This is a genomic window from Streptomyces sp. NPDC090025, assembly GCF_044748125.1.
Taxonomy (GTDB): Bacteria; Actinomycetota; Actinomycetes; order Streptomycetales; family Streptomycetaceae; genus Streptomyces.
The window spans coordinates 1-19,935 of the sequence record NZ_JBIVFL010000023.1 but is presented as its reverse complement, the minus strand read 5'-3'; the positions used below and the strand labels follow the sequence as shown (position 1 = coordinate 19,935).

Here is a 19,935-nt window from a genome sequence, read left to right as displayed (position 1 = left end):
CACCTGTCCGGCCGGGACCGGTTCCGGGGCGTTCCTCGCCCCTGACCTCCTGACCCGGACCCCGGCCCGGGCCTGATCCCGGTCGGTTCCGGACCGCTGACCTGCGAGGGCGGCGCACCTGCTGAGGTGCGCCGCCCTTCGCACGTACATACTGGCCTTGACGTGGGTAGCAGGCCAGGATGAGGGCGGAGAGAGTGGTGGCGAAGCCGGACGTTCCGGACGAGGCTCCGGAGGACCGGAAGCCGCAGTCGGACGAGGCGCGCAGCGCGTTCGCGCCGCCGGTCGGGGTGGCGCCGCCGGAGCCGCCCGAGGAAGAGCATCCGACGTCGGAGTTCGCCCTTCCGGACGGGCTGGCGCCGGAGCCGCCCGCGGAGCAGGAAGGTTCCGCCTTCGCGACCCCGTCGACGTATTCGTCGAAGACGTCGCCGCCCGCGTTCACCCCCGCGTACGGCACCCCGCTGGTGAAGCTGCCGCAGGACGCGCCCTGGCAGGACCGGATGCGGACCATGCTGCGGCTGCCGGTCGGTGACCGGCCGGTGCCGGAGGCGTCCCGCAAGGCCGACGAGTCGGGGCCGCCGGTGCCCCGCGTGCTCGACCTGACCCTGCGTATCGGCGAGCTGCTGCTCGCGGGCGGCGAGGGCGCGGAGGACGTCGAGGCGGCGATGTTCGCGATCTGCCGCAGCTACGGTCTGGACCGCTGCGAGCCGACGGTCACGTTCACCCTGTTGTCGGTCACCTACCAGCCGTCGCTCGTGGACGACCCGGTGACGGCGAACCGTACGGTACGGCGCCGGGGTACCGACTACACCCGCCTGGAGGGCGTGTACCACCTGCTCGCGGACATCAACGACCCCGAGCACGACGTGTCGCCGGAGGAGGCGTACCGGCGCCTCGCCGAGATACGCCGCAACCGGCACCCGTACCCGGGCTGGTTCCTGACGGCGGCGGCGGGAGTCCTCGCCGGGGCGGCGTCCGTGCTGCTCGGCGGCGGTCCGACGGTGTTCTTCGTGGCGGCGCTCGGCGCGATGCTGGGCGACCGGCTGGCGTGGCTGTGCGCCGGGCGCGGACTGCCGGAGTTCTACCAGTTCCTGGTGGCGGCGATGCCCCCGGCGGCGGTGGGTGTGGCGCTGACGATGGCGCACGCGGAGCTGCGCCCGTCGGCGGTGATCACCGGTGGCCTGTTCGCGCTGATCCCGGGACGGGCCCTGGTGGCGGCGGTGCAGGACGGTCTGACCGGCTTCTACATCACGGCCTCGGCCCGGCTCCTGGAGGTCGGCTACTTCTTCGTGGCGATCGTGGTGGGCGTGCTGTCGGTGCTGTACCTGGCGGTGCAGTTCGGGGCGCAGCTGAACCCGGAGGGCGCGCTGCGGCCGGTGGAACGGCCGCTGGTGCAGACGGCGGCGTCGATGGTGCTGTGCGCGACCTTCGCGATCCTGCTGCAGCAGTCGCGGGCGACGGTGCTGTTCGCGACCCTGAACGGTGGCGTGGCCTGGGTGATCTACGCGTCGATCGCGGTGACGGCGGGCGGCTCGACGGTGATGGCGACGGCGGTGGCGGCCGGTCTCGTGGGCCTCTTCGGCCAGCTGATGGCCCGCTACCAGCACACCTCGTCGCTGCCGTACGTGACGGCGGCGATCGGCCCGCTGCTGCCCGGTTCGGCGACGTACTTCGGGGTGCTCGCCATCGCCCAGAACAACCTGGACCAGGGCTTCGCGTCGCTGGCGAAGGCGGCGGCGCTGGCGCTGGCGATCGCGATCGGCGTGAACCTCGGTGGCGAGCTGGCCCGCTTCTTCATCCAGGCCCCGGGCCCGGCGTCGGCCCGCCGCGCGGCGAAGCGGACGCGCGGTTTCTGACCTGTCTGTGAGGCGTATGCGAAGGGCCCCGGGATTCTTCCCGGGGCCCTTCGCATACGCCTCACAGACCCATGTCAGCGCTTGGCGTGGCGGCCGCGCTCCAGCGGCGGGTTCGGGGTGCCGGGGGCGTCGTGGTGGCCGTCCTGCTCGGCCGCCTCGGCGGCGCGGGCCTTCTTGGCGTGGGAGCGGGCCCGCAGGAACTCGATGATGATCGGGACGACCGAGATCAGCACGATGCCGACGAGGATCATCTCGATGTGCTTGTGCACGAAGTCGATCTTGCCGAGGGAGGCGCCGAGCAGGGTGACGCCCGCGCCCCACAGCACACCGCCGATGATGTTGAAGGTGATGAACGAGCGGTAGTTCATCTTGCTGACGCCGGCGATGATCGGCGTGAACGTGCGGACGATCGGCACGAAGCGGGCCAGGATCAGCGACTTCGGGCCGTGCTTCTCGAAGAACTCGTGGGCCTTCTCGACGTTCTCCTGCTTGAACAGCTTGGAGTCCGGGCGCTTGAACAGCGCCGGGCCGACCTTGCGGCCGAACAGGTAGCCGACCTGGTCGCCGATGATCGCCGCCGCGACCACCAGGGTGCACACCAGCCACAGCGGGGTGTCGAGCTTGCCGGTGGTGACGAGCAGGCCCGTGGTGAACAGGAGCGAGTCGCCCGGCAGGAAGAAGCCGATCAGAAGTCCGGACTCGGCGAAGACGATGACGAGGACGCCGATCAGGCCGAAGGTCCCGATCAGATAGTCCGGGTCGAGCCAGCTCGGTCCGAGGGCAAGCGTGTTCACGGGCTTCCGGGCTCCTGCGGTCGGTGGGGGCGGGGATGGGCCGACGGGGGGTCGTCGTACGGGACTGCTGCCCCAAGTTACCAACGCAAGGTGAACGTCCCGGGTTCCACCTGAGGCCGCGGCCCGGGGTCCACCCGGCCCCCTCCAGGATGCGCGGGGGCCCGGCCGCCGCCAGGCTGAGCCGCAGGAGGTGGATGCGGATGGGCATCGACGAGTACGGCGGCGGCCAGACCGCGCAGGCGGATGTGCTGGTCGTCACGACGAACGACGTGCCGGGCTACCAGGTCAGACAGGTGATCGGCGAGGTCTTCGGGCTCACGGTCCGGTCCCGGCACCTGGGCAGCCAGATCGGCGCCGGTCTGAAGTCGATGATCGGCGGCGAGCTGAAGGGGCTGACCAAGACCCTGGTGCAGACCCGCAACCAGGCGATGGAACGGCTGGTCGAGCAGGCGAGGGCGCGCGGCGCGAACGCGGTCCTGATGTTCCGCTTCGACGTGACGGAGGCGGCGGACGTCGGTACGGAGGTCTGCGCGTACGGCACCGCCGTGATCATCGAACCGCAACCCCACACCTGAGCCCGGGCGCCTCGGGTCCGGACCCGACCCCGGCCCCGACCCCGGCCCCGCCCCCGGACCGCCGCCGCCCCGAACCCGCCGCCGCCACACCCCAATCTCGGGATGTCATGCGGCATTTGCCCACTTATGGTGGGGCGGTGGCCATCGAATCCCCCGCGCCCGAGGCGCCCGTACGGATCCTGCTCCCCCAGATCCTGCCCGCGCTCGTGGTCGGAGTCGGGTCCGGTCTGCTCTTCATCGGCATCAGCGCGCTCTCCGAACGCTTCCAGGACGTGCTGTGGGAGACCGTCCCCGACGCGCTCGGCATCGGCGGCTACTCCGCGCTCTGGATGATCACCGTCCTGACGGCCACCGGCATCGCCGTCGGCCTCGTGGTCTGGAAGGTGTACGGGCACGCCGGGCCCGACCCCGCCACCGAAGGGCTCGGCGGCCCGCCGCTCGCCCCCGGGATCGTGCCGGGACTGCTCCTGGCCAGCGCCCTCGGCCTGGCGGGCGGCGTGAGCCTCGGCCCGGAGAGCCCGATCATCGGCGCCAACGTGGCCCTCGCCTACTGGCTGGGCCGCCGCGCCGCGCCCGCCGTGCCCGGCGCGCTGTGGGTGGCGCTCGCCTCCGCGGGCACCATCGGCGCCCTGTTCGGCACCCCGGTCGCCGCCGCCCTGATGCTGTCCGAGGCGCTCACCCGGAAGGCCGGGCCCGGCTCGCTGTGGGACCGGCTGTTCGCCCCGCTCGTCGCGGCCGGCGCGGGCGCCATGACCACCCAACTGCTCGCCCACCCCAGCTTCGACCTCGGCCTGCCGACACTGAGCGACCCCGGCATCGACGACCTGCTCGCCGCGATGGTCATCGCCAGCCTGGCCGCCGCCTTCGGCCTGCTCGGCTGCTACGCCTTCCCGTACGTGCACCGGGCCTTCGGACGGCTCAAGCACCCGATGATCATGCTGCCGCTCGGTGGTCTGCTGCTCGGTCTGCTCGGCGCGCTCGGCGGGCACCTGACGCTGTTCAAGGGCCTGGAGGAGGTCAAGGAGCTGGGCGAACACCTGGGTTCCTGGTCCTCCGGCGAACTCGCCAAGTTCGCCGCGGTGAAGCTGATCGCCCTTGTCGTCGCCGCGTCCTGCGGCTTCCGCGGCGGCCGGATCTTCCCCGCCGTCTTCGTCGGCGCCGCCTTCGGGCTGTGCGCGCAGGCCCTGGTGACCGAGGTCCACCCGGCGGTCGCGGTCTCCTCCGGGGTGCTCGGGGTGCTGCTCGCCACCACCCGGCAGGGCTGGGTGAGCCTCTTCACCGGCGCGGTGCTCGCCGCCTCGCCCGCGATGCTCGTGGTCCTCACCCTCGCCTCGCTGCCCGCCTGGCTGATCGTCACCGGCCGCCCCCAGCTGGAACTCGACGAGACCGGCGGCGCCCGCCGCTGACCCGACACCCGAAACCGGAACCCCCACGCGACACCGAGCCCCCGAGACCCGAGAGCCGAGAAGGAGCACCGTGATGGCCTTGCACCAGGGACCCGACGAGCAGGACAAGGAGCGGGAGCGCGAGACGGAGCCGTACCGCAGGCTCGCCTTCAACCCGTTCCTCGGCGAGGCCAACCCGGTCGGCGGGATGACCGAGGCGCCGCCCCGGCACCGGCTCCCGGACGGGCCGCTGCCGCCGATGAGCGCCTATCAGCTGGTCCACGACGAGCTGATGCTCGACGGGAACTCGCGGCTCAACCTCGCCACCTTCGTCACCACCTGGATGGAACCCCAGGCCGGGATCCTGATGGGCGAGTGCCGCGACAAGAACATGATCGACAAGGACGAGTACCCGCGGACGGCCGAACTGGAGCGCCGCTGCGTCGCCATGCTCGCCCACCTCTGGCACGCGCCCGACCCGCAGGCCGCCGTCGGCTGCTCCACCACCGGCTCCAGCGAGGCGTGCATGCTCGCCGGGATGGCGCTCAAGCGCCGCTGGACCACCGCGAACGCCGACCGCTACCCCGCCGCCCGGCCCAACCTGGTGATGGGCGCCAACGTGCAGGTCTGCTGGGAGAAGTTCTGCAACTTCTGGGAGGTCGAGGCCCGGCTCGTGCCGATGTCGGGCGATCGCTTCCACCTCGACGCCGAGTCCGCCGTCGCGCTCTGCGACGAGAACACCATCGGCGTGGTCGCCGTCCTCGGCTCCACCTTCGACGGCTCCTACGAGCCCGTCGCCGACATCTGCGCCGCCCTCGACGCGCTCCAGGAACGCACCGGGCTCGACATCCCGGTCCATGTCGACGGCGCCTCGGGCGCGATGATCGCGCCCTTCCTCGACGAGGACCTGCGCTGGGACTTCCGGCTCCCCCGGGTCTCCTCCATCAACACCTCGGGCCACAAGTACGGCCTGGTCTACCCCGGGGTCGGCTGGGCGCTGTGGCGGTCGGCCGCCGAACTCCCCGAGGAGCTGGTGTTCCGGGTCAACTACCTGGGCGGCGACATGCCGACCTTCGCGCTCAACTTCTCCCGGCCCGGCGCCCAGGTGGTCGCCCAGTACTACACCTTCCTGCGGCTCGGCCGGGAGGGCTACCGGGCCGTCCAGCAGACCAGCCGGGACGTGGCCCGCGGCCTGGCCGAACGGATCGAGGCGCTGGGCGACTTCCGGCTGCTCACCCGCGGCGACCAGCTGCCGGTGTTCGCGTTCACCACCGCGCCCGAGGTCACCGCGTACGACGTCTTCGACGTGTCGCGGCGGCTGCGCGAACGCGGCTGGCTGGTCCCGGCGTACACCTTCCCGCCGGACCGCGAGGACCTGTCGGTGCTGCGGGTGGTGTGCCGCAACGGTTTCTCCGCCGACCTCGCGGACCTGCTCGTGGAGGACCTGGAGCGGCTGCTGCCCGAACTGCGCGCCCAGTCCGCCCCGTCGACCCACGACAAGGAGGCGGCGACCGGCTTCCACCACTGAGCACCTCGCGAAGGCCGCTCCAGGCTCTACGGGCTGTCCTCGCAGGCGAGTTGGAACTCCGACCAGTTGACGCCGTCCCTGGTGGTCGCCCACTGGCACTGGCCGCCCTCGCGGAGCAGCCCGGCGGCGGTGCGGCGGACCCAGCGGGTGCCCTCGCCGGTCGGCCGGAAGGTGCGGCCGCCGTCGGTGCTCTCGTAGCCGCCCCTGGAGCCGTAGAGGCGGAGCCGGCCACCGGGGCCGGGCACCGGGAGGCCGGACAGCGAGCGCGGCTCGCCGGTCGGCCCGGTGGCCCGGACCAGGGTCCAGCTCCGGCCGCCGTCGGTCGACCGGTAGAGCGCCAGGAGCCCGTTCAACTCGGGCTCGCCGCCGTCGAGTTCGCCGGTCTCCGCCGCGTACACCGCGTCGGGTCCGACCACCACCGCCAGCCCGCGTGCGGTACGGCTCCGGCTCGGCAGCGCCCGTACGGTCCAACTCCGGCCGTCGTCACGGGAGTACGCGACGGCCGGGCGGCCCGACGCGGGGTCGGTGCCGGTGACCCACCAGGAGCCGTCCGGCTCGCGGCCGCGCGCGGGGCGCGGGTGCGGGCCGAGGGCGGGCTGGTGGGCGAGGGCCCGGCGGCGGCCGTCGGCGGGCGAGATCAGGACCACGCGCTCGCGGGCGCAGTTGTCGGGCGCGGCCCCGGCGGGCGACACGCACTCCACGACGAGCGCCGCGTCGGTGGGGACGGTCGGCGCGGTGCCGATCGCCCGCCGGTCCACCGTCCGCCAGGTGCGGCCACCGTTCTCGGTGAACCAGGTGAGCTCCGGGGTGTCCCCGCCGCCGTCCTCGATCAGCGCCCGCCCCGGGCCGAGCGAGACGAGGCCCGCCGACACCCCGCCGTTCGGGGGCCGTTCGGGCAGCGGGCTGCGGCGGGGCGCCCAGGCCGTGGCGCCCCGGTCGAGCGCGACGACCGGCTGACGGCAGAAGCCGCTGCCCGGGCTCGCCCCGGCGGCCTCGTCCGTCACGCAGGCCGTCAGGAGCGCGAAGCCGCTGCCGTCCGCCGCCAGATCCACGTCGTGCGCCCACCCGGGCAGCTCCGGCGCGGACGGTATCCGTACCGGCCCGTCGACGTCCGTGGGTCGCGGCGGTACGGGCAGGGGCGCCGTGGAGGGGGCGGGGACGGGCCCGGGCCCGGGTCCCGGGGCGCCCTCGGTGCAGCCGGTGGCGAGCGCGGCCAGGACGAGCGCGGCGACCCCCGCCCGTACTCCGAGCCGTAACCGGAGCCGTGCCCCTGCCCGTACCCCGAGCCGTGCCGTACGGGCCCGCCGCGCGCCCCGCGAAACCGTCCCCGCCCCGCCGCCCATAGCCGCCGCCCCTCGCCGCCCGCCGTCCGGTGCCCGCCCCGTACCCCGTGCCCTCGCCGTACCGCCTGTCGCTCGCCGTTCGCCGTTCGCCGCTCGGTCGCTACCTACCCAGTCGGCCGAACTTCCGTACCGCCAGCGGGAAGAAGACCGCGAGCAGCAGCAGCGGCCACAGCACCGCGGCGGTCGTCCAGCCGGGCGCGCCGCCCGGGTTGCCGAACAGGTCGCGGACCGCCGTCGCCGTCGCCGACATCGGGTTCCACTCGACGGCCGTGCCCAGCCAGCCCGGCATCGCGTCCGGGGAGGCGAAGGCGTTGGAGAGGAATCCGACCGGCCAGACCAGGATCTGCACCGCCGTCACCAGCTCCGGCCGCCCCGCGACCAGGGCGAGGAAGATACCGATCCAGAGCATCGCGAACCGCAGCAGGAGCAGCAGCCCGACCGCGCCGAGGAACGCGCCGAGGCCGCCGTCGGCGCGCCAGCCGATCGCGTACCCCACGGCGATCATCAGGAGCAGGCCGACCGTCGACTGGAGCATGTCGGCGGCCGCGCGGCCGACGAGGACCGCGCCGTCGGCCATCGGCATGGCGCGGAAGCGGTCGATCACGCCCTTGTCGAGGTCCCTGGTGATCGCGGTCATGGTGGATTCCAGGCCGAACACCATGGTCAGCGTGAACATGCCGGGGACCAGGAAGTCGACGTAGTCGCCCTCGACCGCCCGGCCGCCGCCGACCAGGTAGCCGAACATCAGCAGCATCATGACCGGGAAGGCCAGGCCGACCACCACCTGCACCGGCTGCCGGGCCCAGTGGGCCAGCTCGCGCCGGGTCATGGTCACGCAGTCGCCGACCGCGTACGCCACGGAACTCATGCCGCCACCTCCGTCATGTCGTCCTTCTTCGCCGTGTTCCCGGTCAGGCTGAGGAAGACCTCGTCCAGGGTCGGGCGGCGCAGCGCGATGTCCTCCGCCTCGATCCCGGCGTCCTCCAGGGCCCGTACGGTCCGGGCGAGCGAGGCCATCCGGTCGGTCACCGGGGCGCTGATCCGGCCCCGGTCCCGGTCCAGGTCCGCGTGGGCGGGCGGGAACGGCAGGGCGGCGAGCGCCTCGTCGAGCCGGGCCCGGTCCCGTACGACCACGTCGATCCGGTCCCGGCCGACCCGGCTCTTCAGCTGGTCGGGGGTGCCGTCGGCGACGACCCGGCCGCCGTCGACCACCGAGATCCGGTCGGCCAGCTGGTCGGCCTCCTCCAGGTACTGGGTGGTCAGCAGCACGGTGGTGCCGCCGCCGACGAGGGAGCGGACCGAGTCCCAGACCTCGCCGCGCCCGCGCGGGTCGAGCCCGGTGGTCGGCTCGTCGAGGAACAGCACCTCGGGTTCGGTGATCAGCGAGGCGGCCAGGTCGAGCCGCCTGCGCATGCCGCCGCTGTAGCGCCGGACGGCCTTGGGGCCGGTGTCGGCGAGGCCGAACCGGTCCAGGAGCTCGTCGGCGCGGAGCCGGGCGCCGCGCCCGCCCAGGTGGTGCAGTCGGCCGAACAGCTCCAGGTTCTGCCGCCCGGACAGCTCCTCGTCGAGCGCCGCGTGCTGCCCGAGCAGTCCGATCCTGCGGCGCACCTCGGCGGCCTGCCGCCGCACGTCGTACCCGGCCACCCGGGCCTCGCCCGCGTCGTGGCGGAGCAGCGTGGCGAGCAGCCGTACCGTCGTGGTCTTCCCGGCACCGTTCGGCCCGAGCAGGCCGTGCACGGTGCCGCGCCGGACGGCCAGGTCGAGGCCGTCGAGCGCCTTCTTCTCGCCGTAGCGCTTGTGGGCGTCCGTCACGAGGATCGCGTCCTCCACTGACATCCGATTCCTCCAGAAAAGTCCGTAGTCAAATTTGACCACTACCGCGACGGGGAAGGGTATGCCCGCGCGAGCGACTAGTCAAACTTGATTAAGAGGGGTTCCGATCGACGCGACGGCTCAGCGCATCGCCGCGTCGCCGGGATGCGGCCCGGTGGCGTACGGGTTCTCCTGACCCTCCGGCAGGATGCCCACGAAGGGCTCGCCCTCGCCCGCGAACACGTACGCGCCGCCCTCGATCCGCTCGATCAGGCCCAGCGTCCACGCCCGGCCGCTGTCGGCCGAGTGCAGCCAGAGGTTCATGATCTCGCCGATGTGCCCGAAGTCCTCGGGGCCGCCCTCCGGGGTCCAGTACGAGACGACCGTCTCCCGGTACGCCTCAAGCGCCCGCACCCGCTCGCGCAGCAGCGCCACCGTCTCCGCGCGCGGCAGATCGACGAGGAAGCCGACCGCCGCCGAGAGCATGTCGGCCTGCTGCTCGTACGTGGACAGCGCGGCCCGCAGCAGCCTCAGGAACTCGGCCCGGCCCGCCTCGGTGATCTCGTACTCGACGCGCGGCGGCCCGCCCGCCGTGCTCGGCGCGATCTCGTCCGCCTCAAGAAGTCCTTGCTTCGCCATCTGCTTGAGCGCGTGATAGATCGAGCCCGGCTTGGCGTTGGACCACTCGTGCGCGCCCCAGAACTCCAGGTCGTTGCGCACCTGGTAGCCGTGGGCACGGCCGTGCTGCTTGACCGCGCCCAGCACGAGTAGGCGGATCGCCGACATCCCACGGACCTCCCTGGACTTTCGACCAGGGTACGGCGAAGCCGGGGGCGCGGGCACGAGCGGCCGGTCCGCGTCAACCGGCCGTCGCCGTCCGGGCCGCCGCCTCCCGCTCGATCAGCTCGTAGGAGCCCTTGCCGTCCAGGGACTCGCGGATGATGTCCGCGTGCCCGGCGTGCCGGGCCAACTCCTCCAGGAGGTGCAGCAGCATCCAGCGGACCGAGACCCGGGTGTCGGCCGGGAACCAGGGCGCGGGCGGCAGCGGGAAGGTGTCGCCGAGGCTCGGCACCGACCGGACGAACTCCTCGGTCTCGGCCGCCACGCCCTGCCAGAAGGCGACCACCCCGGCCACCGTCTCGTCGCCGACGAGCCGGAAGCCGTCCTCCCAGTCCGCCTCGGTGCTCTGGCGCTCGTTCGGCCGCTGCTGAGCGAGCCGCAGCCAGTTCAGCTCGGCCTCGGCGAGGTGCTTGATCAGCCCGGCGAGGCTCAGCGCGCTGACGCTGGGCCGGCCGGACGCCTGCTCGTCGGTGAGCCCGAAGGCGGCCCGGACGACGGCCTCGCGCTGGACCTGGAGGAAGTTGAGGAACGCACCGCGCTCGTCGCCGGGCTGCTCGGCCGGAACGAATGCCACCATGACTGCCGCCTTCCGTTGCGGGGGGATCTGCTCTCCCCCTCGACACGGACCACGCTACGAAGCATTGCGGACAGATACGGTCCGCAATGCCCCGCCGACGACGAACCGTCGCCACAGAAGGCGGCGGACCGCCGGATCCGACGGGGACCCGGGGAACGGGAGAAGCGGACCTAGAACGGAAAACGGCTGCGGCCGTGCTGGATGGAGATCCACTTCCGGGTGGTGAAGACCTCGATCATCGCCTCGCCGTTGAGCCGCCCGACACCCGACTGCTTCTCGCCGCCGAAGGGCACGATCGGCTCGTCGTGCACGGTGCCGTCGTTGATGTGGATCATGCCGGTGTGGATCCGCTTGGCGATCCGCACCCCGCGCTCGGTGTCACCGGTGTGGACGGCGCCGCTGAGCCCGTACGGGGTGTCGTTGGCGATCCGCACCGCCTCGTCCTCGCCGTCGAACGGCACGAGCAGCGCGACCGGGCCGAATATCTCCTGACCGAGGATCGGCGCGTCGGCGGCGAGGTCGGTGAGCACGGAAGGGGAGACGAGCGAGCCCTCGGCCGTGCCGCGCAGCAGCGCGGTGGCGCCGCCCGCGACGGCCTGGTCGACCAGGCTCACGACGCCCTCCGCCTGCTGGGAGTTGATCAGCGGGCCGATGTGGGTGGCGGGGTCGGCCGGGTCGCCGACGCGCAGGGTCCGCACCTTGGCGACGAACTTCTCGGTGAACTCGGCCTGGACCGCGCGGTCCAGCAGGATCCGGTTGGCGGCCATGCAGACCTGGCCCTGGTGCACGAAACGACTGAAGACGGCCGCGTCCACCGCGTAGTCGATGTCGGCGTCGTCGAGGACGATCAGGGCGCTGTTGCCGCCGAGTTCGAGCACGGCGTGCTTGAAGTGCCGGGCGCAGACGGTGGCGACGTGGCGGCCGGTGCGGTCGGAGCCGGTGAAGGAGATGACCTTGGGCACCGGATGGGTGAGCAGCGCGTCGCCGATCTCGGCGATGTCGGTGACGACGACGTTGAGCAGTCCGGCCGGGAGTCCGGCGTCCTCCAGGACCTTGGCGACCAGGGTGCCGCCGCAGACCGGGGTGTTCTGGTGCGGCTTGAGGACCACGGCGTTGCCGAGGGCGAGCGCGGGGGCGACGGACTTCAGGGACAGCAGGAAAGGGAAGTTGAAGGGGGAGATGACGCCGACGACACCGACCGGGAGGCGGTAGACCCGGTTCTCCTTGCCGTCCACCGGGGAGGGCAGGATGCTGCCCTCGGGGCGCAGCGCCAGCTGGATCGCCTCGCGCAGGAACTCCTTCGCCAGGTGCAGTTCGAACGCGGCCTTCAGGCGGGTGCCGCCGAGCTCCGCGACGATCGCGTCGGCGATCAGTTCCTCGCGGTCCTCGACGATCCGCAGCGCCCGCTCGAACACCAGGCGCCTGCTGTAGGGGTTGGTCTCGGCCCAGGCGGCCTGGGCGCGCTCGGCGGCCCGGTAGGCGCGGTCGACCTCGGCGGCGGTGGCGATGGTGATGGCGGCCAGCTTCTCACCGGTGTACGGGTTGAAGTCGATGATGTCCCATGATCCGCTGCCGGGCTTCCACTCGCCGTCGATGTACTGGTGCGCGAGTTCGGTGAAGTAGTCCGAGGACGAGCCCGAGGACGGAGCTGGAGACGCCATGGAACGAGACCCCTTACCCGCGGTGGCGGACGTCGGCACGGACGGCCGTCGCGTGTCGAGCCACAGCCGCCTCACTGATGTCTCGTCATCGTACTGACGTATTAGCCGAGTTGAAGGAGTCCGCGGAGAAGATCACGGCTTTCCGCGGGATCCGGGCTGTCCTTCTGGAGCCGCTCCATCACCCGCCCGTACATCCCGACCTCCTCGCGCTTGTCGAGGTACAGGGCGCTGGTCAGCTGTTCCAGATAGACGACGTCCGAAAGGTCGGACTCGGGGAAGCTCAGCATGGTGAAGGCGCCGCTCTCGCCCGCGTGGCCGCCGAAGCTGAAGGGCATCACCTGGAGGGTCACGTTGGGGTGTTCGGAGATCTCGATGAGATGCCTCAACTGGCCCTGCATGATGGCCCGGTCGCCGTACGGGCGGCGCAGCGCGGCCTCGTCGAGGACGGCGTGGAGATGGGGGGCGTTCTCGGAGACGAGGACCTTCTGGCGCTCCAGGCGGAGCGCGACCCGGCGCTCGATCTCGGCGTGCGGGGCGCCGGGCATGCCGCGGGTGACGACGGCGTGGGCGTAGGACTCGGTCTGGAGCAGGCCGTGGACGAACTGCACCTCGTAGATGCGGATCAGCGAGGCGGCGCCCTCCAGGCCGATGTACGTCTGGAACCAGCCCGGCAGCACGTCGCCGAAGCTGTGCCACCACCCGGCGACGTTCGCCTCGCGGGCGAGCCCGAGCAGCGAGCCGCGCTCGGAGTCGTCGCTGACGCCGTAGAGCGTGAGCAGGTCCTCGACGTCCCTGGCCTTGAAGCTCACCCTTCCCAACTCCATACGACTGATCTTGGATTCGGACGCACGGATCGAGTAGCCGGCTGCTTCCCGGGTGATGCCGCGCGATTCGCGCAGTCGCCTCAACTGGGACCCCAGCAGGATGCGCCGCACCACGCTCCCGCTCGCCCCGCCCGATTCGCCTGCGGTCACGGCTCCAGCCTCCCCTTCACGGTGCTGCTCTCGCTTCGAGCCCCCGTCGAGCCCCGGATTCTGCCACTAAACGCTTCAGCGCGTACACATTCGATTACGGATAGAGGGCGGGTTCCGGGCAGCTTCGGCCGGATGCGGCACGACCGGCGGACGACTTATGCACAGATTCGGCATGAGGGCGGACAGGTCCGGCGCGTGCACGTGCATCTGCCCTTGCATCCCTTGCGCGCATTCGGAACCATGGTGCTCGCGCAGCCGCGTACTCGCTGCTCGTGTTGCCGCACCGTTGTCGCACAGTTGTCGCACCACAGTCGCGATTCCCGGGAGTGCTTCGCATGGGGACGAATGGATCGACCATGCTCGAGCCGTTACGGCAGGGACTTCCGCCGATCGATCCCGCGACCGTCTCCAACTCCGCGTCCTGCGCCCTGCCGCCCCGCTACGAAGCGGTGCGCGGCGCCCGGCGGTTCACCTGCCGGACGCTCAGCAACTGGGATCTCGCGGACCGCTTCGACGACGTCGCCCTGGTCGTCTCCGAACTGGTGACCAACGCGCTGCGGCACACCGCGCTGGCCCCGGCCCTGGCGACGGGCCCCGGCGCGCCGGCCGGTGGGGTGGCGGGTGCGGCGCCGGGTGCGCCGGGTGCGGATCAGGACGGTGCGGGGGAGCCCGAGGACGGCCTGAATCCGCCCGTCCGCCTGCACCTCATGCGCTGGGCGTCCCGCCTGGTCTGCGCCGTGCGCGACCCCAGCAAGGAGGGCCCGGAGGCGCGGGAGTGCGACGAGGACTTCGCCGCCGAGTCGGGGCGCGGGCTGTTCCTGGTGGAGGCGTTCAGCGACAGCTGGGGCTGGCACCCGCTGGCGGGCACCCTCCAGGGCAAGGTGGTGTGGGCGCTGTTCCGGCTCGGACCGGAATGAGCGGCGCCGAGAGCTCGGCCGGGACGCCGGCCGTGGGCGGTACGGACACGGACGTACGCGCAAGGGTCCCGGTGGCTACGGCCACCGGGACCCTCCGCTGTCCCCGGTCCCTCCGCCGCGCCCGTCCCTCCGGGCCCGGGCGGGTCACACCAGGTGGTCGAACTCCCCGTCCTTGACGCCGAGCAGCAGCGCCTCTATCTCGGCGGGCGTGTAGACGAGCGCGGGGCCTTCGGGGAACCGCGAGTTGCGCATCGCGACGTTCCCCCCGGGCAGTTTGGCGAACTCCACGCAGGAGCCCTGGGAGTTGCTGTGCCGACTCTTCTGCCACACGACACCACGAAGCTCCGTGGCCGCCATGCCGTTGTACGCGTGATGCGCGTGATGCACTGGTAGCTCCCCGAGGTGATTGGTGCAGGTGTCAACTGCCTGGGATCATAGCTCTGTTCACATGCCACTGCATGAGCAGATGCACGTGCACGAGGGGTGGCGTAGTGACTACGCGACTCAGCGTGCTACCGCCGGACAGGACGAAACACCCCTTTCACCACCGCATGTTGACGGTGCGTGAGCGATCACCTGAGTGATCATGGACGACTACCCGACGGGCCCGTCGCCCGGGGTCCCCGACAGCACGGCGAGCCTGCGCCCGCCCCGGTCGTAGAGGGACACGTCCGGGGTCTCCGCCGGTTCCCGCGACCCGGCGGTCCAGACGTACCAGACGCCCCACCCGGGCCGGCCCGGCAGTTCGAGCAGGACCGCGTCGGCCGTCCGCCCGTCCCGGTGGCGCACCTCCACCCGGCCCGCCGCGCGGGTGCCGTAGTAGACCCCCGAGTGCAGGACGCGGGCCTGATCACCCTCCCCCTGGTACGAGACCCCCGGCCGCGCCAGGTCCAGGTTGCCGTCCGTCACACTGCGGGTGTTCTCGTACCCGTCGGGCCCCGACCAGTGCTTGCCCTCGGCATCGAGCCACACCTTCCACCCCCGCCCCAGGTCCACCCGCTGCCCCGGCCGCACCACCCGCACCTCGGTGGTCCGGGGCAGCCGGGGCGCCGAGGTCGCGGTCGGCGGCCCGGTGGGCTGCGCGACCCGCACCGGGGCGGATCCGGACGCGGCGCCGGTCGGGCCGGCGAGGGTGGTCGCGGGCCCGCCCGGCAGCAGCGCCTCGGCCGCGACCGCGGCCCCGGACACCGAGAGCAGCAGCCCGGCGGCCACCCCCACCGTCCGGCGCCGCCGCCGGGCCCGCCCCGCCCGCCGCACGGCGGCGAGCGGAGCGGGCCCGGGCGTGACGTCGTGCGCGGCCCGGGCGAAGACCGCCCGCAGCTCCTCGTCGACGCCCTGTTCGGGCGCGGATTCGGGCGCGGATTCGGGCGCGGATTCGGGCGCGGATTCGGCTTCGGGTACGGACGCGGGGTCGGGGACGGTCATCGACGGGCTCCGGGAGTGGACGAGGCGGACGGCACAGCGGGAACGCCACCGGGAACATCACCGTGAACATCACCGGAGTCGGCACCGGGGTGCGGGAGCGCGAGGCCCGGATGCGCGCGGAGCGCGGCGAGACCGCGCCTGGCGTGGGTCTTGACCGTACCGAGGGAGCAGCCGAGCACCGCGGCGATGTCCGGCTCGCTCAGGTCCTCCCAGTACCGCAGCACCATCACCGCCCGCTGCCGGGCGGGCAGTTCGGCCAGCGCGGCGAACAGCGCGGTGCGCCGCTCCACCGCCTCGGCGTGCCCGGCGGTGGCGTGCCGCAGGGACTCCGGCAGCACCGGGGTGAGGAGATGGACGACGCGTCTGCGGCGCAGCCGGCTCAGATTGTTGTTGATGAGGGCGCGGCGCACATACAGGTCGAGCTCCTCGCGCGGGACCCGGCGCCAACGGCCGTACACCTTGGCGAGGGTGGTCTGTACGAGGTCTTCCGCCTCGTGGAAGTCACCGGTGAGGAGCTGCGCGGTGCGCACGAGCCGCGGCCAGGCGGCGACGGCGAACTCCCCGAACCCGTCGGCCCCCTCGTCCGGATCCCTCGCCCCAGGATCTCTCGACTCAACGTCTCCTGGCTCAAGGTCTCTCGACTCAAGGTCTCTCGATCCAAGGCCGCGCACTCCAAGGCGACTTGGCTCAGTCGACTCGACCGGCTCGATCGACTCGGCCGGCGCAACTGACGCGCCTGCCGCGGCCGACTCGCCTGGCTCGTGTTCTCTCGACACGGTGACGGACCTCGCGCTCGTCGGACGGTCAGGGGGCAGGGCCCGCCCCGTGCCGGGCCCTGCCACCGGCCGCGCCGCCGTGTCCGGTCCGTCACCGCGGTCGGCCGTCAGAACGGCGGAAGCTCCGCCAGCAGACGCCCGTCGCGGTCGTACAGCCTGACGCCGACGCCGTCGACCGAACCCGCCCGGTGGGCGTACCAGACGCCCCAGCCCGGCCGGCCCGGCAGTTCGAGGAGGGTCGCGGAGGTCTTACGGCCTGCCGCGTCGGTCAGGACGACCTTTCCCGCCTTCTTGGTTCCGTAGAAGAGCCCGGAGTGGAAGGTGGCGGCGGCGGTGCCCTCCGACTGGTGGCTGACGCCGGGCCGGGAGGGGTCGATGTTGCCGTCGACGACGCTGCGGAAGTTCTCCGTGCCGTCGGGGGTGAGCCAGTGCTTGCCCTCCTCGGTCAGCCAGACCGTGAAGCCGCGCCCGGCATCGATCCGCTCGCCGGAGCGGACGACCTGGACGGGCGGCACGGGCTTGGCGACGGCGATGGCGGCCACAGGCGCGGGCGCCGACGCGGGCGCGGCGGCCACGGAGACGGGTGCGGCCGTGGCGACCGCGACGGCCCCGGGGACGGTGCCCAGCGCGACGGTGGCGAGGACGGCCACCGCCCGCAGGTGGTTCTTCATGCGGGTGCTCCTCGTTCGACGAGACGTACTCACCCTTCCCAACTCCGCGACGCCACCGACTGGATGACATGCCGTCGAAAGTTTTCTCGGCCGCGGAGCCGGTCGGGCCCTACCGTCGGGCCCTAACGAGGAGTCGCGACCGGCTTCGCGGGGGCGGCGGCCGACCGGGGCGGCTCCAGGGCCGCGCCCAGCTCGTCGAGCGCGTCCAGGAGCAGCACCGCGCCCTTGCGCAGCAGGAAGTGCTCGGGCGCGCCCTCGCCGCGCTCCCATGCCTCGACGAGGTCGCGCAGCTCGTCCCAGCGCGGTGCCTTGCGTTCCCGTACGGCCTTGGCGCCCCGCTCGGTGACCTCGCTCAGCACGGCGGCGAGGGCGGCGGCCTCCGGCACGGGCGGGGCGCCGCGTTCGGGCAGATGCGCCTCCAGGAGCATGGCGACCCGGCCGAACTGGGCGAGGGCGTGCTCGGCGTCGTCGGCGGCGGCGCGGGAGAGGCCGCGGTGCCGGACGGGTTCGTGGGTGGCCCGGGTGAGCCCGTCCTGCCAGGCGATCCGGGCGGTACGGGTGCCGAGCAGGGCCTCGCGGACGTCGGGGCACTGCTGTCCGGCGGGTTCGGCGTAGTGGCCGACGACGGTGGTGGCGTACCGCCCGTCCGCCGTGAGCCAGTCGGCCAGTCGGCCGCGCAGCCGCGGGGTCTCCCAGGCGGGGTAGACGGCGTACGAGAGCATCGCGAGCAGCCCGCCGAGCAGGGTGAGCAGCACCCGGTCGCGGACGGTCTGGGTGACGCCGACGCCCTCCATGCCGATGAGGAAGACGACGTAGGCGGCGACGAAGACCTGGCTGGCGGCGTAGCCCGTACGCATCAGGAGGTACATCCCGAAGGCGCAGAGCACGGCGAGGCCGCCGGAGAGCCAGGTGCCGGGGTGGGCGGTCTGGACGATGGCGGTGGCGAGGGTGACGCCGATGAGGGTGCCGCCGAAGCGGGCGACGGAGCGCGCGTACGTCTGCGAGAAGTCCGGGCGCATCACCATCACGGAGGCCATCGGCGCCCAGTAGCCGTGGCCGAGGGGGAGGGCGGAGCCGATGACGTACCCGGCGGTGGCGACGGCGGTGACCCGGATGGCGTGCCGCAGGATCGGCGAGTCGTGGCGGAGCTCGGCGCGCATCTTGGCGAGTGCGACGGGCAGCAGCCGGAACAGGGTGGGGCGGCTGCGGGCCTCGGACGCGGTCTCGGTACGCGGCTCCGCCGTCTCGACGACGTCGCCGAGGAGCGCGGCGAGCCGGGACGCGGCGCGCCGGGGGGCGCCGGTGAGGAGGGCGCCGGTGTCGGGGGTGCGCAGGGCGGCGACGGCGGCGGGCGCGAGGTCGACCGGTTCGCCGTGCCGGATGGCCCGCGCACAGGCGTCCAGGACCTCACCGGCGGCGGCCAGCAGCTCCCGTACCCGGTCGCGCTGCGGGCCTTCGGCGGGGGCGCCGACGGCCGGGTCGGCGAGCGAGGCGAGGACGGGTCTGATCCGCTCGGCGAGGCCGCGGGCGCCGTGCAGCTCGGCGGGTCTGCGGCGGGCCTGGCGGGGGGTGACGGCGGCGGCGCTGCGGGCGGTCATCAGCGGGACCGGGTCGAAGGAGGCGGTGGGGTCGTGGCGCAGCCGGCGGGCGTAGTCGGCCTCGGCGGCGAGCGCGTCGGCGAGGGCGTCCCGCTGGGCGCCCCAGCGGCGCACCGGCATCAGGACGATCAGCCCGGCCTGCACGAGCCCGCCGACGGCGATCATGGCGGCGTGTCCGGCGGCCTGGCCGACGGAGGTGGGCAGGGTGACGGTGACCAGCATGATCGCGACGTTGGAGGAGGCGATGATGCCGACGGTCGGCCCGGCGGCCCAGGCGAGCCCGGCGAGGAAGGTCCAGAGCGCGAGCAGCGCGAGGAAGAGGGCCGGGTGGGCGCCGGTGAGATAGCCGAGGAAGGTGGAGACGGCGAGGCTGGCGCCGGAGGCGAGGGCGAGGGTGGGGCGGGGCCGGTAGGACCGCTGGAAGGTGGCGATGGCGGCCTGGAACGCGCCGAACGCGGACGACACGGCGACCCCGGGCCCGAACAGCGCGAGCGACACCCCGACGATCAGCGCGAGCCCCAACGCCCCACGCGCGGCCACGGCGGGCTCCAACCGCCGCCGCTCGACGGAGAGCCCCGAGCGCGCGGTCTCCTTCAGCGCGCGGAGCCAGCTCATACGCACGAGCGTAGCCGCGATGCAGGGCAAAAACGGCATTAGCCATGTTCAGCGCACATACCAAGCACCCAGCCAGAGTCCGAGGTCACGACCGCCTCAGCCCAAAGCCCCCACTCCCCCTCACCAACGGGCGGCCCTACCCACCCTCCCGCTCGATACGGGCGCCGCCCCGCCCACCGCATCCCCCCACCCCGGGGCGCCCACCCACCCACCCACCCACCCTCCCCCAGTCCCCTCACCCCGAGGCGCGGGGCCCCACCCCCTGCACACCCCTCATCCCCCATTCCCCACCCCCCACAAGGGTGCGGGCACCCCTCCACAAAGGGGCGGGGCCGGGACGGGGGTGCGGGGGGTGTGCAGGGGGTGGCGTCCGGGACGTAAAGCGTGATTTGTGGCGCGGGAACAGGACCTCAAGGTCTCTCAGGGCCTCACCGCGCCGTAAATCATGCAGTCCCGGACGTGACCCCCGGAACACCCCCCCCCCCCCCCCCCCCCCCCCCCCCCCCCCCCCCCCCCCCCCCCCCCCCCCCCCCCCCCCCCCCCCCCCCCCCCCCCCCCCCCCCCCCCCCCCCCCCCCCCCCCCCCCCCCCC

18 protein-coding genes are annotated in these 19,935 nt (G+C 73.1%); 5 read left to right on the top strand and 13 right to left on the bottom strand.

The window, feature by feature from the left end:
- The first annotated feature begins 179 nt into the window (after positions 1–179).
- On the top strand, positions 180–1,853 hold the full coding sequence (locus tag ACIPXM_RS34075; RefSeq protein ID WP_401663628.1) for a threonine/serine exporter ThrE family protein: 1,674 nt from the start codon (positions 180–182) through the stop codon (positions 1,851–1,853).
- Between the two features lie 74 nt (positions 1,854–1,927).
- Here ACIPXM_RS34075 and ACIPXM_RS34070 read toward each other — a convergent pair whose 3' ends face one another.
- The gene (locus tag ACIPXM_RS34070; protein WP_401663625.1) at positions 1,928–2,647 is read right to left on the bottom strand and encodes a DedA family protein; all 720 of its coding nucleotides are present in this window, start codon (positions 2,645–2,647) and stop codon (positions 1,928–1,930) included.
- Positions 2,648–2,847: 200 nt separating this feature from the next.
- Here ACIPXM_RS34070 and ACIPXM_RS34065 point away from each other — a divergent pair, with 200 nt between their 5' ends.
- From ACIPXM_RS34065 to ACIPXM_RS34055, 3 genes are all read left to right on the top strand, one after another.
- Positions 2,848–3,222 (top strand): YbjQ family protein, encoded by a 375-nt coding sequence (locus ACIPXM_RS34065; protein WP_401663623.1) that lies wholly within the window; start codon positions 2,848–2,850, stop codon positions 3,220–3,222.
- A 107-nt stretch (positions 3,223–3,329) separates the two neighbouring features.
- Positions 3,330–4,628 (top strand): ion channel protein, encoded by a 1,299-nt coding sequence (locus ACIPXM_RS34060; RefSeq protein ID WP_401663620.1) that lies wholly within the window; start codon positions 3,330–3,332, stop codon positions 4,626–4,628.
- A gap of 73 nt (positions 4,629–4,701) precedes the next feature.
- On the top strand, positions 4,702–6,135 hold the full coding sequence (locus tag ACIPXM_RS34055; protein WP_401663618.1) for a glutamate decarboxylase: 1,434 nt from the start codon (positions 4,702–4,704) through the stop codon (positions 6,133–6,135).
- 26 nt (positions 6,136–6,161) lie between these two features.
- Here the strand turns inward: ACIPXM_RS34055 and ACIPXM_RS34050 are convergent, their stop codons facing one another.
- From ACIPXM_RS34050 to ACIPXM_RS34020, 7 genes are all read right to left on the bottom strand, one after another.
- Positions 6,162–7,478, bottom strand: a complete 1,317-nt coding sequence (locus tag ACIPXM_RS34050) for a WD40/YVTN/BNR-like repeat-containing protein (RefSeq protein ID WP_401663615.1) — start codon at positions 7,476–7,478, stop codon at positions 6,162–6,164.
- Between the two features lie 100 nt (positions 7,479–7,578).
- A complete protein-coding gene (locus ACIPXM_RS34045; protein ID WP_401663613.1) occupies positions 7,579–8,346 on the bottom strand; it encodes an ABC transporter permease in 768 nt (255 codons plus the stop codon).
- A complete protein-coding gene (locus ACIPXM_RS34040) occupies positions 8,343–9,314 on the bottom strand; it encodes an ATP-binding cassette domain-containing protein (protein ID WP_401663610.1) in 972 nt (323 codons plus the stop codon). The genes ACIPXM_RS34045 and ACIPXM_RS34040 overlap by 4 nt, the downstream gene beginning before the upstream one ends.
- A gap of 117 nt (positions 9,315–9,431) precedes the next feature.
- Complete coding sequence (locus tag ACIPXM_RS34035) at positions 9,432–10,076, bottom strand: PadR family transcriptional regulator (RefSeq protein WP_401663607.1); 645 nt, start codon at positions 10,074–10,076, stop codon at positions 9,432–9,434.
- A 73-nt stretch (positions 10,077–10,149) separates the two neighbouring features.
- Entirely contained in the window at positions 10,150–10,707 is a 558-nt protein-coding gene (locus tag ACIPXM_RS34030; protein ID WP_401663604.1) for a DinB family protein, read from the bottom strand.
- A gap of 170 nt (positions 10,708–10,877) precedes the next feature.
- Positions 10,878–12,368 carry an aldehyde dehydrogenase family protein gene (locus ACIPXM_RS34025; RefSeq protein ID WP_401663601.1) on the bottom strand — a complete coding sequence of 497 codons (1,491 nt, stop codon included), beginning with the start codon at positions 12,366–12,368 and terminating at the stop codon, positions 10,878–10,880.
- A 101-nt stretch (positions 12,369–12,469) separates the two neighbouring features.
- Complete coding sequence (locus ACIPXM_RS34020; protein ID WP_401663599.1) at positions 12,470–13,342, bottom strand: helix-turn-helix domain-containing protein; 873 nt, start codon at positions 13,340–13,342, stop codon at positions 12,470–12,472.
- Between the two features lie 335 nt (positions 13,343–13,677).
- Between ACIPXM_RS34020 and ACIPXM_RS34015 the strand changes: the two genes are divergently transcribed.
- Entirely contained in the window at positions 13,678–14,259 is a 582-nt protein-coding gene (locus ACIPXM_RS34015; protein ID WP_401663597.1) for an ATP-binding protein, read from the top strand.
- 144 nt (positions 14,260–14,403) lie between these two features.
- On the opposite strand, the gene ACIPXM_RS34010 is transcribed toward ACIPXM_RS34015, so the two are convergent.
- The 5 genes from ACIPXM_RS34010 to ACIPXM_RS33990 form a co-directional block, all read right to left on the bottom strand.
- Complete coding sequence (locus ACIPXM_RS34010; protein ID WP_401663780.1) at positions 14,404–14,616, bottom strand: DUF397 domain-containing protein; 213 nt, start codon at positions 14,614–14,616, stop codon at positions 14,404–14,406.
- 237 nt (positions 14,617–14,853) lie between these two features.
- Positions 14,854–15,684: a hypothetical protein gene (locus tag ACIPXM_RS34005; RefSeq protein WP_401663595.1), complete on the bottom strand. Its 831-nt coding sequence runs from the start codon at positions 15,682–15,684 to the stop codon at positions 14,854–14,856.
- Positions 15,681–16,355 carry a SigE family RNA polymerase sigma factor gene (locus ACIPXM_RS34000; protein ID WP_401663593.1) on the bottom strand — a complete coding sequence of 225 codons (675 nt, stop codon included), beginning with the start codon at positions 16,353–16,355 and terminating at the stop codon, positions 15,681–15,683. The genes ACIPXM_RS34005 and ACIPXM_RS34000 overlap by 4 nt, the downstream gene beginning before the upstream one ends.
- A 212-nt stretch (positions 16,356–16,567) precedes the next feature.
- On the bottom strand, positions 16,568–17,131 hold the full coding sequence (locus tag ACIPXM_RS33995; protein ID WP_401663591.1) for a hypothetical protein: 564 nt from the start codon (positions 17,129–17,131) through the stop codon (positions 16,568–16,570).
- 122 nt (positions 17,132–17,253) lie between these two features.
- Complete coding sequence (locus tag ACIPXM_RS33990; protein WP_401663589.1) at positions 17,254–19,344, bottom strand: FUSC family protein; 2,091 nt, start codon at positions 19,342–19,344, stop codon at positions 17,254–17,256.
- Positions 19,345–19,935 lie beyond the last annotated feature (591 nt).